This window comes from Mycobacterium sp. 1165196.3, assembly GCF_001673415.1.
Lineage (GTDB): Bacteria > Actinomycetota > Actinomycetes > Mycobacteriales > Mycobacteriaceae > Mycobacterium > Mycobacterium europaeum_A.
The window spans coordinates 1-12,850 of the sequence record NZ_LZLU01000103.1 but is presented as its reverse complement, the minus strand read 5'-3'; the positions used below and the strand labels follow the sequence as shown (position 1 = coordinate 12,850).

The 12,850-nt window shown below is 69.9% G+C and carries 13 protein-coding genes and 1 pseudogene; 4 read left to right on the top strand and 10 right to left on the bottom strand.

Features of this window, described 5'->3' with window-relative positions:
* Together A5659_RS10870 and A5659_RS10865 are read left to right on the top strand one after the other, a co-directional pair.
* A pseudogene (locus tag A5659_RS10870) lies at positions 1-589 on the top strand (MFS transporter); the annotation flags it as partial.
* A gap of 158 nt (positions 590-747) precedes the next feature.
* Positions 748-1,017 carry a hypothetical protein gene (locus A5659_RS10865; protein ID WP_156749126.1) on the top strand — a complete coding sequence of 90 codons (270 nt, stop codon included), beginning with the start codon at positions 748-750 and terminating at the stop codon, positions 1,015-1,017.
* A 257-nt stretch (positions 1,018-1,274) separates the two neighbouring features.
* On the opposite strand, the gene mftG is transcribed toward A5659_RS10865, so the two are convergent.
* From mftG to mftA, 7 genes are all read right to left on the bottom strand, one after another.
* Positions 1,275-2,714 carry a mycofactocin system GMC family oxidoreductase MftG gene (gene mftG / locus A5659_RS10860; RefSeq protein WP_066869346.1) on the bottom strand — a complete coding sequence of 480 codons (1,440 nt, stop codon included), beginning with the start codon at positions 2,712-2,714 and terminating at the stop codon, positions 1,275-1,277.
* A gap of 18 nt (positions 2,715-2,732) precedes the next feature.
* Entirely contained in the window at positions 2,733-4,145 is a 1,413-nt protein-coding gene (gene mftF, locus A5659_RS10855) for a mycofactocin biosynthesis glycosyltransferase MftF (protein ID WP_156749124.1), read from the bottom strand.
* On the bottom strand, positions 4,142-4,873 hold the full coding sequence (gene mftE, locus A5659_RS10850; protein ID WP_066876444.1) for a mycofactocin biosynthesis peptidyl-dipeptidase MftE: 732 nt from the start codon (positions 4,871-4,873) through the stop codon (positions 4,142-4,144). Before mftE ends, mftF begins: the two co-directional genes overlap by 4 nt.
* 164 nt (positions 4,874-5,037) lie before the next feature.
* Positions 5,038-6,228 (bottom strand): pre-mycofactocin synthase MftD, encoded by a 1,191-nt coding sequence (mftD, locus tag A5659_RS10845; RefSeq protein WP_067180967.1) that lies wholly within the window; start codon positions 6,226-6,228, stop codon positions 5,038-5,040.
* Between the two features lie 2 nt (positions 6,229-6,230).
* Positions 6,231-7,436, bottom strand: coding sequence for a mycofactocin radical SAM maturase (gene mftC / locus A5659_RS10840; protein WP_067180964.1), 1,206 nt, complete (start codon positions 7,434-7,436; stop codon positions 6,231-6,233).
* Positions 7,433-7,759, bottom strand: a complete 327-nt coding sequence (gene mftB / locus A5659_RS10835) for a mycofactocin biosynthesis chaperone MftB (RefSeq protein ID WP_197497976.1) — start codon at positions 7,757-7,759, stop codon at positions 7,433-7,435. The genes mftC and mftB overlap by 4 nt, the downstream gene beginning before the upstream one ends.
* Positions 7,744-7,833 carry a mycofactocin precursor MftA gene (mftA, locus tag A5659_RS10830; RefSeq protein ID WP_007773607.1) on the bottom strand — a complete coding sequence of 30 codons (90 nt, stop codon included), beginning with the start codon at positions 7,831-7,833 and terminating at the stop codon, positions 7,744-7,746. Before mftA ends, mftB begins: the two co-directional genes overlap by 16 nt.
* 99 nt (positions 7,834-7,932) lie before the next feature.
* Between mftA and mftR the strand changes: the two genes are divergently transcribed.
* Both mftR and A5659_RS10820 read left to right on the top strand, forming a co-directional pair.
* On the top strand, positions 7,933-8,529 hold the full coding sequence (mftR, locus tag A5659_RS10825; RefSeq protein WP_197497977.1) for a mycofactocin system transcriptional regulator: 597 nt from the start codon (positions 7,933-7,935) through the stop codon (positions 8,527-8,529).
* Positions 8,526-9,578 carry a DUF2332 domain-containing protein gene (locus A5659_RS10820; protein ID WP_067180962.1) on the top strand — a complete coding sequence of 351 codons (1,053 nt, stop codon included), beginning with the start codon at positions 8,526-8,528 and terminating at the stop codon, positions 9,576-9,578. Before mftR ends, A5659_RS10820 begins: the two co-directional genes overlap by 4 nt.
* A gap of 60 nt (positions 9,579-9,638) precedes the next feature.
* Here A5659_RS10820 and A5659_RS10815 read toward each other — a convergent pair whose 3' ends face one another.
* The 3 genes from A5659_RS10815 to A5659_RS10805 form a co-directional block, all read right to left on the bottom strand.
* Positions 9,639-10,826: an NAD(P)/FAD-dependent oxidoreductase gene (locus tag A5659_RS10815; RefSeq protein ID WP_067180959.1), complete on the bottom strand. Its 1,188-nt coding sequence runs from the start codon at positions 10,824-10,826 to the stop codon at positions 9,639-9,641.
* Between the two features lie 25 nt (positions 10,827-10,851).
* Entirely contained in the window at positions 10,852-11,679 is an 828-nt protein-coding gene (locus A5659_RS10810; RefSeq protein ID WP_066869322.1) for a mycofactocin-coupled SDR family oxidoreductase, read from the bottom strand.
* A gap of 91 nt (positions 11,680-11,770) precedes the next feature.
* Positions 11,771-12,610, bottom strand: coding sequence for an SHOCT domain-containing protein (locus tag A5659_RS10805; RefSeq protein ID WP_067180957.1), 840 nt, complete (start codon positions 12,608-12,610; stop codon positions 11,771-11,773).
* Positions 12,611-12,850: the final 240 nt, after the last annotated feature.

Genomic DNA, 12,850 nt, shown 5'->3' with positions numbered 1-12,850 from the left:
GGCCCTGTCGTTCTGGTATGTGCCCAAGCTGGGCCTGCGGCTGGTGTTGTTCGCCGGCACCCTGCTGATGGCGGTGGGGTTCGGGTGCATGTACTGGCTGGACCTGCACTCCACCTACCTCGAGTTCGCCTGGCCCACACTCATTCTCGCCACCGGCATCGGAATCTGCACGGCGCCGACGACGTCGGCGATCATGGGTGCGGTTCCCGACGAGAAGCAGGGCGTCGCCTCCGCGGTGAACGACACCTCACGCGAGATGGGCGGCGCGCTGGGCATCGCGGTGGCCGGTTCCATCCTGGCCGGTCGCTACTCGCACGAGCTCGCGCCCAGGCTGTCGGGCTTCCCCGCACCGGTGCGGGGTCAGGCCACCGACTCGCTGGCCAAGGCGGTCGAGATCGCCGGCCGGCTCGGACCCCAGGGGCGCCAGCTGGCCGACATCAGCAAGTCCGCGTTCCTGGCGGCGCTGCACGCCTCCACCATCACGATGGCCGCGATCGTCGCCCTCGCGGCCGTGGCGATCGGGGTGTGGGCCCCCGGCCGCGACGGCCGCCAGCTGCGCCCGGTACGGCGGCTGCTGTCGCGTCACTGAGCGCGCCGGCGGCCACCGTCAATGCCGTTGTCCGACAGCCGATTCAATGCACATAGACACCGCGGCGAACGCTTGCAAGCGGCCGCCGTTTCTGGTATCAGAGATGTATATCGACAGTTACAAGTCATCTCTGTACTCCCGAGGTGGATGTGGTGTTGATGGGCGTTACGAGCGTGGTCGAGCCGGCATGCGCGGCGATCCGTGAGGCGGCGGCGATCGTGGAGGCCGAGTGGATGCGCCTGCGGCGACCGAGCGTGCCGGTTCGATACCCCAACTGCGAGTTGCCCGCGGCGCGGCGTGGCCGGCGCGGCGCGACCACCCTGGTCTCCCTCGCGCCGACGCGGGTCAGGCGCTCGACGCGCCCGCGTGCCACCGACGGCCGATGGCCCGTCTCCCTGGTGTGGGCGCGGCAGCGTTCTCCTCCGTAGTGCCAACGTCTTTCGCGGTCGAGGCGAGAGGAGGTGACTGACAACAGATAAAGCACGGGCTATCCAAGCATGAGATGGCGGTCGTGCCGTCCACGAATATTGCGACGCATTGTTCGCGCGACGCACACCTGCGCGCGCACAGCCACTTGTCGTGGCCATCTACGTGGACCGCATGATGTTCGCCGCCTCGTCGGGCGGGCCGCCGCGGCGGCCGAGTATCTCGGCTACCGCGTCGCGGCCCGCCCATTTGTCCGCGTTCACCGTACGAACTGCGCGGCCCGGTGCCCGATCATCACGATCGTGGCGTGCGGCCCGCGGCTGGTGATCGCCGGCAGGACCGAGCCGTCGATCACCCACAGGTTGTCGATGCCGAGGACCCGGCACCGCGGGTCGACGACCGCGCGCGGGTCGCCGTCGGCACCCATCGGCGCGGTCCCGCAGAGATGTTGCGAGGTCGACCAGACGGCCGCCGCCGCATCGACTGTGCCACCGGCCAATTCGCGGGCCAGTTCGCTGCCCCGGCGCAGCGCCGCGACGTCGTCGGGCTCACTGTCGTAGCGGTGTTCGATTCGCGGCGACACATCCGGATCGGCCGAGACCAGCGTCATGCGCCCACGCGCGCGTGGTTGCATCAGCGCCACCCCGATGTGTGGCCAGTCGGCGTGCCCGGCGGTGCCGTCACCGGTCATCGCCACGAATCCACCCGTGTACGGCCGGATCTCGAGATCGTCGGCGGTGCACAGCACCACCTCGAGCACCGGCCGTCCGGGCGCCACCGTCCAATCCGTGGGCAGCACCCATTCGGCGTGATCGCTGAACGACGTCCCCACCGGCAGCGGCGCCAGCACCGGCACCCCGGCGGCGGTCAGCATGGCCTCGTCGCCGATGCCCGAGAGCATCAGCAGGTGGGCCGTCTCGATCGCGCCGGCGCACAACACCACCCGGTCGGCGGTATAGGTCACCCGTCCCTGCGGGCCGATCGCATCCACGCCCACCGCGGCGGTGCCGGCAAAACGCAGGCGGGCCGCCCGGGTCTGCGCTTGCACGGTCAGGTTCGGCCGGCGCAACGCCGGGATCAGATATCCCGCGCCGGACCCCCGCCGCACGCCGTCAACGATGTTGAGCGGCACGGCGCCGATCCCCGAGACCGGTTCTGCTGCAGCGTCATTGAGATCGTCGACCCAGCCGAACCCGGCGCGCTGGGCGGCACCGATGAAACGCTCGGTGGTCCCGGTCATGTCGTGGGTGCGGCGCACCCGGATCGGGCCGCTGCGCCCGTGGGCGGGTCCGTCGAAGTCCAGGTCGGTCTCGATGGCGCGGAAGCTGTCCAGCACGTCGGGCCATCCCCAGCCCGGGATGGCCATGCGATCGAAGTCGCGCGGTAGCCCCCGGCAGAAGTAGCCGCCGTTGATCGCGCCCGATCCGCCCACGGTCGCACCGCGCACGATGGGATGCTGCCGGGCGGGTTCGTCGGTGAGCCGGGTCTGATAGCGCCGGACCAGCGGGCTGCCGACACCTATCGGCAACTGCAACCCGTTCGCGGTCTGGGCGAGAAGTCCCGGATCGTCGAGCGCGGGGCCCGCCTCGAGGACATGCACCGAACATTGCGGATCGGCGGAAAGGCGTTCCGCAACAACCGATCCTGCGCTCCCGGCGCCGACGATCAGCACATCGCTGTGCGAGGCGGCCTTACTCAAGGGCGGGTCAAGGTGTGATTAATTCCGGATCTGGGGCTTCAGGGCGCGCACGTTGCGCTCCCGCAGCACGCCCCACCACAACCCGAGCCCGTATGCCAGGTCGTCGACGCGCTTGAGCAACAGGTAGGTGGGCAGCCCGATCGGTTCGACCTCGTCACCGATGGCGTCGCGGCGGCGAAGCCAGTCGACCACCCCGTCCATGACCGCCGCGACCAGCACCACCCGCCTGAAGTGACGCGACATGGTGGCGGCCACCAACGCCAGCGGCCAGTAGTGCCGGCACAGCGCCGACGCCAGCTGCAGCGCCGCCGACCACAGCCCGCGGCCCGCGATCATCGCGACGTCGGTCATCGACGTCTCGGCGGTGCGCATCGCGCGCGCGATCCGGCGACCGGTCAGGACGGCGAGCAGGATGGACGCCAGCCGGGACAGGGTGGACCCGAATGCCATCAGGATCCACGTCATCAGCGCCCAACCGGAAATCACCACCGGCGCCGTCTTGTCCGGGTGGCGGACCGACAACGGGGCAGCCGAGCCGCCGTAAAAGGCCTTGCGCGCCAGCCAATCCCGCAATTCGGTGCGGTGGTCGTGGGCGACCAGGGCGATCGGTTCGTAGCGCAGCCGGGCCCCCGCCTCGATGAGCCGCCAGCACAGATCGACGTCCTCACCGGACTGCAGGGTCTCGTCGAACCCGCCGACCTCCCGGATCGCCGAGCACCGGCAGATGATCGCCGCGCTGGGCACGTAGGACACCGTGCTGTGCGGCAGCACCGGCGCCTCGCGCTCACCGAGGTCGAGCGACGAGTGCACCGCCTCGTAGCGCGCCACCACGTTCTCGCTGTGCGAGAGGCCGACGATGCGGGGCGCGACCAGGCCGACCGTGGGATCGCAGAAGTGACCGAGCAGGGCCTCCAGCCAGCCCCGGCGGGGGGCGACGTCGGAGTCCAAGAAGGCGACGAAGTCCGTCCGGCACGCCCGCAGGCCGGTGTTGCGGGCCGCCGCCGGACCCTTGCTGCGGTCGTGTCGCAACACCTCGATGTCGCAGTGCGCGCCGACGAAGTCGTCCGGGACGATCGGGGGAAACGAGCCGTCGTCCACCACGACGACGCGCAGGCCGCGCAGTGAACTGACCAGGCGCCGCACCCCAGATAGGTTGTCGCGCACCGGAATTACCACCGTGACGTCATGGTGCGACGGGCCGCCCGCGGGGCGGGGATGCGCCACCGTCGCGTCCAGCAGGGTGCGGGCCAGCTGGGCGGACAGCTCGTCGCGCACCTTCAGCCGGCCATCGGAGAGCATGTCCTGGGCGGCGGGCGCCAGCTTGAGCAGGCGGGTGGGCGACCCGCCGAGCAGCGCCGAGCCGTCGCCGAGCACCCGCACCCGGCGATCGACCTGGACGGCGAACCCGTTGGGCAGCCGGGGGGCGGTCACCCGAGCATCCCGTCGGGCCCCGGCCGCCATCGGGCGACTCGGCGGACACAGCCGTCGACCATCTCGGCGAGGATCCGCTCACCCTCGGCGGCGGTGGCGGTGGTCGGGTCGCCCAGCACGCCGACCGGGCTGACCGCCGCCACTCCCCCGCGGCGCATCGACCCGAGCAACTCGGGCAGGGGCGCGGTGTTGCCGGCCACCCGCCGATCGGCCCGGACATCGGCCGGCGAGATGTGCAGCAGCACCGATGTTTCGGTATGGCCGGCGTGGGCGTCGCCGCCGATGGTCAGGCAGGGGCACCAGCCGGCGTCGCGGCCCTCGGTGCGCAACAGGGCCACCGCGCTGCGCAGCGCGGTGACATTGCCGCCGTGGCCGTTGACGAACACGATCCGCCGGGCCCATCCGGCCGCTGACCTGCCGTACTCGACCAGCAGGGTGGTCAAGGCCTCGGTGCCCAGCGAGATCGTTCCGGCGAAGCTCTGGTGCTCGCCGCTGGCTCCGTAGGCCAGGGCCGGCGCCACCAGCCACTCGTGGCCGAGACGGCCTCGAGCGCCGCCGGCGACCGCCGTTGCGATCCGGGTGTCGGTGTCCAGCGGCAGGTGGGGACCGTGTTGTTCGGTCGACCCCAGCGGAACCAGTACCGAGGCCGCCTTGTCTGATAGCTGGCTCGACGTCGCGGTTCCCAAGTCGCCGAGTACGGGCACTCGGTGATGGTAGGACGAATTCACCTGGCGTGCACCGATTGTTGAAGCCTCAAAATGACTTTTTTTCTTCGGTCGTTCATCGGGCGTTCGAATCGTGGGCTCGTCCGTCACGGTTACCCCGCCCGTATCACGATTTGCGCAAGCGTCACTTAATCCGGGTATGTCCGCCTTGGATAACCGGGCTTCCGCTAAGCCCCGCCGCCCGAGGGCACGCCCAGCGCCCGGGTGAACCCGGGTGGGACCAGGATGTGGTCCGGCCCGAGGTCGTGCACCGAGGACAGGCCCAGACCCATCAGCGCCGAGTCGATGCCACCGCGCAGGATGTCGAGCACGTTCTCCACCCCCGGTTGCCCGGCCGCGGCCAGCCCCCACAGGTAGGCCCGGCCGATCATCACCGCGCGCGCCCCCAGCGCCACCGCCTTGACGACGTCGCTGCCGCGCCGGATGCCGCCGTCGAGCACCACCTCGATCTGGTCGCCGACGGCCGCGGCCACCGCGGGCAGGGCGCGAATCGAGGCCGGGGTGCCGTCCAGGTTGTTGCCGCCGTGGTTCGACACCGAAATGGCCGAAACCCCCGCGTCCACGGCCCTTTTGGCATCGTCGACGCGCATCACGCCCTTGAGCATGAAGGGCCCGCCCCACAGCTCGCGGAGCCAGGCGATGTCCTCCCAGGTCGGCGGCGGCGTACCCATCCATTCCCCGTAGGCCTGGAAGAACGGGGGGCCGGGCTCGCCGCGGCGGCCCTGGTTGGGCACCCGCAGCTCCGGGGGCCGCATGGTCTTCGCCCACTGCAGCAACCACCGCGGCTTGGTGATGACCTCCGGGCTCATCTTGACGATGGTCTTGAAGTCCATCTTCTCCGGGATGGACGGGCTGCCCCAGTCCCGGCCGTGCGAGAAGCTCCAGTCGGTGGTGACGATCAGGCCGACGGCGCCGGCCGCCCGGGCGCGCTCGACCCGCGCGGCGATCGCGTCGCGATCACCCAGCCAGTACACCTGGAAGAACACCTTCGGGTTCGCCGCGATGACCTCTTCGATCGGCTTGCTGGCGAACGAGGACAGCCCCATGGCGGTGCCGCGGGCGGCGGCGGCCCGCGCCACGGCGACCTCGCCGTCGGGGTGGACCGCCTGCACGCCGGTCGGCGAGATCAGCACCGGCAGCGAAATGTCTTGCCCCATAACGCTGGTCGACAGGTCGCGCTTCTCCTGCGCGCCGATGACGTGCGGCGCGAATCCGAGTTCGCTGAAGGCTGCCACGTTGTCGGAGACCGTGACTCCCTTTTCGCTGGCCGAAATCAGCGACGAGTACGCCGATTTCGGCAACCGGCGCTTGGCGCGCTGCTGCGCGATGGCGACGGTTTCGAACCATGCGTCGGCCATCGTTACACCGGACTTTCGTTACACATGCGGGCGGGCGGCGCCACCGGCGTGATGGCCGGCGGCCGCAGCGACAGGGTCAGCGGCACCGGTTGGCGGATGCGCTTCCCGCGGGAGTGATCGGCCCGGGGGCGCGGCGTCTCACGCTCGTGCGCCAGCGCCGACGCGCTGTGTCCCTGGACGCATTCGGGGTCCGGGCCGTCCAGCGGCAGCCCGGTGAAGAACTTGGCGGCCATGCATCCGCCCCGGCAGCTGTCGTAGTGGCCGCAGCTGCCGCAGGCGCCGGCCGACTGGGGCTCGCGCAGCTCGCGGAACAGCGGGGCGTTCTTCCAGACGTTGTCAAAACCCCCATCGGACAACACGTTTCCGGCCAGGAAGCGGTCGTGGATGGCGAACGGGCAGGCGTACACATCGCCGACCGGGTCGATCAGGCACACGACGCGCCCGGCCCCGCACATGTTCAGCCCGGCCAGGGCGCCGGATTGGCCGAGTGGGGCCAGGTGGAAGAAGGAGTCGCCGGTGAGCACCCGCTCACCCTTGGCGACCAGCCAGTCATACAGCTGGACCTGCTGGTCGGCGGTGGGGTGCAGCTCTTCCCAGACGTCGGCGCCGCGTCCGGACGGGCGCAGCCGGGTGATCCGCAGTGTGGCGCCGTAACGGCTTGCCAGCGCGGCGAATTCGTCGAGCTGGTCGACGTTGTGCCGGGTGACGACCACGGAGATCTTGGCGTCGGAGAAGCCGGCGTCGGCAAGGTTCTGCAGCGCCCGCACCGCCATGTCGAACGACCCGGCTCCGCGCACGGCGTCGTTGACCTCGGCGGTGGCGCCGTCCAGCGAGATCTGGACGTCGACGTAGTCGCTGGCTGCCAGCCGCGCGGCGACCTCGGGGGTTATCCGCACGCCGTTGGTGGAGAACTTGACCCCGACGTGGTGCTCGGTCGCATAGTCGACCAGCTCCCAAAAGTCCGGGCGCACAGTCGGTTCCCCGCCGCCGATGTTGACGTAGAACACCTGCATGCGTTCCAGCTCATCGATGATGTCCATGCACTGACGGGTGGACAGCTCCCGCGGGTCCCGCTTGCCCGACGAGGACAGGCAGTGCACGCAGGCCAGGTTGCAGGCGTACGTCAGCTCCCAGGTGAGGCAGATGGGTGCGTCGAGCCCGTGCTCGAACTGCTCGATGAGGCGGGGCACAGGGGCCGCTGTTGTCATTGGTTGTCCTCCAGGGGCACCAGCATGTTGGAATCGACGAGCACACCGAGCGCATGCAGGTAGGGCGCCTGCGCGGCGTCCTGGACGCCCGCCGCGCGGCAGGCGGACCGGATGTCGGGATGGTCGGCCAGCGACTGCACCACCGTGAGGATGGTGCGGTTCTTCAGAAACGACAGCTTGCGGGTACCGAAGTGGTAGAGCAGCGCGCCGAACGGTTCCGGTCGAACCGCCACCTGCGGGTGCAGTCGCCAGCCGCGATCAGGATCGAACGAGGTCGCCGTCCGGGCCTGCGCGGGCAGGGGCACGGTCAGTAGACCCCGCACATGCCGTCGATCGATACCTCTTCGACCAGGGTCTCGGTGACGAGCTGGGTGTCAGTTTCGGTCTCGTGGTCCACGGGGCCTTGCCTTTCGTGCGGTCTTGACAACGATGGGATCTGAGTCACACTCGCCGTCAGAATATGGCATCGAGTGCCGAAATGGAAGGGCGGGGTCCGATGATGCCGCAGCAGCGGGTGGGCAGGCGCCGCTCGACCACCCCGCACCACATCACCGACGTCGCCATCGACATGTTCAGCGCGCGCGGCTTCGCCGACGTGAGCGTCGACGACGTGGCCCAGGCCGCCGGCATCTCACGCCGGACGCTGTTTCGCTACTACGCGTCCAAGAACGCCATCCCCTGGGGAGACTTCGACAATCACCTTGCCCACCTGCGTGATCTGCTAGACAACGTCGATTCCGGCGTGCGCCTGGGCGATGCGCTGCGCGCTGCCCTGTTGGCATTCAACACTTTTGACGAATCCGAGACCGCCCGGCATCGCCAGCGCATGCGGGTGATCCTGCAAACCGCTGAGCTGCAGGCGTATTCGATGACGATGTACGCGGGCTGGCGCGAGGTGATCGCGGGGTTCGTGGCCCGCCGCCTGGACTGCAAGACCACCGACCTGCTGCCCCAGACCGTCGCCTGGACCATGCTCGGCGTCGCACTGTCGGCCTACGAACACTGGCTGAGCGATGAGTCCGTCCCGCTGCCGGTTGCCCTCGGCAACGCCTTCGACGCCGTCGGCACCGGGCTGGACGGGCTGGACAGGTGACGGCCGAGCACCTGATCCACACCTTGCGGGCACAGGGCAAATTCTGCGCGTCGTCGGGCTCGAAGATGTACGGCGATCTGTTCGAACTCGTGGCCGGCGACGTGGAAGCCGGCGGCGTGTTCGCGACCGTCCTGTCCGGGCGCGAGGATGCCCCGTCGCGCGACGCGGTGCCGCTGCGGTTGCTCGGCGGGTTACACCGGCTGGTGCTCGACGGCCGGGCGGCGCGGTTGCGCCGCTTCTACCCCAGCACCGGCGGCGGGTGGGATGCCGGCCGCGCGTGGCCGGAAATCCTGGACACCGCGGCCGGCCACGTCGAGGTGCTGCGCGCGTCGCTGGGCCAGCCGCCGCAAACCAACGAGGTGGGCAGATCCGCCGCACTGATCGGCGGACTGCTGTGCATCAATGAATTCGGCTTACCGATAAGGCTTTTCGAGATCGGGTCGAGCGCGGGGCTGAACCTGCGTGCCGATCACTACCGCTACCGCTTCGCCGGTGGCCAGTGGGGACCGGCCGGCTCACCGGTGACGGTCGACGATGCGTGGCGCGGCGCGCTGCCGCCCCGCCGCGACCTCTCGATCGTGGCGCGCCACGGGTATGACATCGCGCCCATCGACGTCGGGACCACCGACGGGGAGATGACGGTGCTGAGCTACGTGTGGCCCGACCAGGACGCCCGGCTGGCCCGGCTGCGCGGCGCCATCGAGGTGGCCCGCCGGGTCCCGGCGGCGCTCGAGCGAAGAACGGCCGCCGACGCCGTCGCCGGCCTGACGCCGGCCGACGGCGCGCTGACCGTCTTGTGGCATTCCATCACCTGGCAATACCTGTCCGCCGAGGAACGCACAGCGGTGCGCGCCCACGTCGACGCGCTGGCCGCGCAGGCCGACGCGCGCGCACCGTTCGCCCACCTCACGATGGAGCCCACCCGCGCCGGCCCGGGCGCACCGATCCAATTCGTGGTGCGCGCCCGCGTCTGGCCCGGCGGCGATCCGCGGCTGCTGGGCGAGTGCCATCCGCACGGACCGCCGGTGGACTGGCTCAGGTCCCCATGAACGTCCCCATGAACGTCGTCTGGTCGTGCAGCACGCGGCCGCCGTCGTGCTAGCGGCGGCTCAGCCCAGTATTTCGGCGATCGGCACGGCCGCCGCGATCTTGGCGCGGACCTTCATGACCTTGCCGGGCATCCCGCCGCCGACCACCCCGACCAGAGCCCCGTCGCGTTCGTAGTAGGCGAGGAACTTGCGGCCGTCGTCCTCGACGATGTGGACGATGTCACCGGCCTCCGGCTCGCCCAGGCACTGGATCTTGACGTCGTACTGGTCGCTCCAGAAGTAGGGGACGACCACCACCGGCGGCACATCCTGGCCCAGCATCGCGGGCACGACGGCCCGGGCCTGATCGGCGACGTTGCTCCAATGCTCAACGCGCCCTTGGTGTCCCGTCGCGTCGCGCCACGATGCGACGTCACCGAGCGCCCACACATTCGGTGCGCTGGTGCGTCCGGCCTCGTCGCAGACGACGCCGTTGTCGACTTCGACTCCGCTGCCCACGAGCCAATCGGTCGCCGGGCGTGACCCGATGCCGACCACCACGATGTCGGCCGGCAACTCGGTGCCGTCGCTGAGCACCACCGACTCGACGCGGGAGTCACCACGCACCTCGGCGACCCCGACGCCGAGGCGAACGTCGACTCCTTCGGCGCGGTGCAGCCGGGCCACCAGCTCGCCGATCTGCTCGCCGAGGACCGCGGCCAGCGGGGTCGGCTGCGGTTCCACCAGCACCACGTCCACGCCCAGGCTGCGCAGGCTGGCCGCCACCTCGCAGCCGATGAACCCGGCGCCGATGACGACGGCACGCTGCGCGGCCGACGCGTGCTCGCGCAGCGCCAGGCTTTCGTCGAAGGACCGCAGCACGCGGATGCCCTCGAGATCCGGGATCGCCGGAATGCGCCGGGGCACCAGGCCCGTCGCGATGACGAGTTCGTCGTAGCGAAGCGACGTTCCGTCGGCGAGAGTCACCGTCTGCGCCGCGGTGTCCAGACCCGTCGCGGCCGAGCCCAGTCGCAGGGTGATGTCGTTCTCGTCGTACCACTCACGTGGCTTGAGCTCGGTGGCGTCGACCTCTTTACGCAGCACCTCTTTGGACAACGGCGGGCGGTCGTAGGGCAGGTGCACCTCGTCGCTGACGATCTTGATGGGTCCGGAATACTCCGAGCGCCGCAGCTGCTCGGCGGTGCGGGCGGCGGCCAATCCACCGCCGACGATCACGATTCCGTTGGTGGCGCTGTCGTCACTACTCACGTGGAGTTCTTAGCACGCTGGCCGCTCAGTACTTTAGGGCACCCTTATCCACCGGGATCTGGGTGCCGGTGAGGGTGCCCGAGCCGTCGCCGGCAAGCCAGGCCACCACGTCGGCCACTTCGTCGGCCGTCATGAAGCCGTTGGGCTGCACCGGCATTGGCGGGAAGCTGTGCACGAAGCTGGGATGCCTGGCGAAAATCTCCATCATCGCTTCGGGTTCGATCATCGGGGTGTCCACGGAGTACGGGTGGATGGAGTTGACCCGGATGCCGAATTCACCGAGCTCGATGGCCAGGGTGTTGGTCAGCGCGGTGAGCCCGTGTTTGCTGGCCGAATAGTGGCCGTTGCCCGGGGTGGCCTTGATTCCCGCCGACGAGCTGACCACCACGATGGAGCCGCCGTTGCCCGCCTCGATCATGGCGGGAACGGTGGCGCGCAGCGTGCGCCAGGTGCCGGTCAGGTTGACGCCGATGACCGTGTCCCACTGCTCGTCGGTGAGCTCCCACACGCGGCCCCAGCTCAGCACCCCGGCGTTGGCCACCACGATGTCGAGCCGGCCGAACTGCTCGATGCCGTCGGCCACCAGGTCCCGCAGCGCGGCGTCGTCGCGGACGTCGACCTCGCGGGTGAGGATCTTGCGTCCCTCATTCTCCACCAGGCGGGCCGTCTCGTCGAGGTCTTCGCGGGTGGCCGGGGTGTACGTCACGCTGGCCGACGCCGGAGCGCAGATGTCCAGCGCGATGATGTCGGCGCCCTCGCGGGCCAGCCGCACCGCGTGCGAGCGCCCCTGCCCGCGGGCGGCCCCGGTGATGAATGCGACCCGCCCCTGCAGTGATCCGCCCTGTCCAGCCACGCGTAATCCCTTCGACCGCCGATAGACCAAGCCAGGCTAGCAGCGCAACTGAAACGCGTTCTAATTCACCCGGCCGCGCCGGGCGGGGCTCCTAGATTTCGGAGATGATCGCGGCGCGCCGGCTGCTGTATTCGGCGTCGGTCAAAGCCCCACTGGCGTGCAGCTCCTTGAGCTCTTGTAGCCGCGCGGCGATCGTCGGCTCGGGAGGGGTGACGACGGCTGCCGCCGCGGGCGCCGCCGCAGCCGGCGCCGGTTGGGCGGCCGGCGCCTGTTGGTGCACCGCGCGGCGCACCACCGCCTGGATCTGGGCGCGCAATGCCGGGTTAGACCGGATGTCGACCATCTGGTTCAGTGCGACGTTGTTGGCCTTGAGGATCTGCAGGATCTCCATCAGCGGACCGGCCTGCCCGCTGAGGTCGTAGGTCGTGTTGTCTTCGGCGACCGTGAACTGCGCGGGCACCAACCCGTTGACCAAAGCGCTTCGCTCCCAGTCGATCCGGTATTCGCTGGTGGTGGGGTTCACCAGGACCACCACCTTGCGGGCGTTGAGGTTGCCGAGCCGGGTCACGCTGGCGATCACCCGGTCCTCGCTGTCGAACGGCACCAGCCCGGGTCCGGCGATGTGCAGGTGCACCTTGACGACCTGCTGGTTGTTGACCCACGTGCCCGTCTCGGTGATCCCGGTGATCTGGGCGAGCGCCAGCACCCCGTTCTGCTCGAGCGCGGCCACCTTGGCCGACGACTTGGCCCCGTAATTCGCCAACGCGAGCGCGACCAACACGTCGGCCACGGTGATGAGCAGGCCGACGTAGAACATCCACTGCAGCAGGTTGTCGAGCCCGAGGGTGAAGTACACGACCAAGAAGATCGGCCCGACCAGTCCACCGCACAGCAAAACTATCAACTGTGCCTTCAGGTAGCGCGCTAACACAGGCCCCTCCTCGGCTTACTGGGGAATCCGTGTCAGATTAGCGCTGCCGGTGCCACGGCGACGGCGATACGCGCAAACCGCTTCCGGCCGCCTACACCGGTTCGGGCGGCACGATCGGCACCCGCCGCACCGGCGGCGTCGCCTGCTGCGCGGGGTGCGCCGGCTGCGCGGGCGCCGGGGCGTGCGGCGCGGTCCGCGCCGAGACCGGCATGGTGGAGGCCGGAGTGGCCTGCGGCGGCG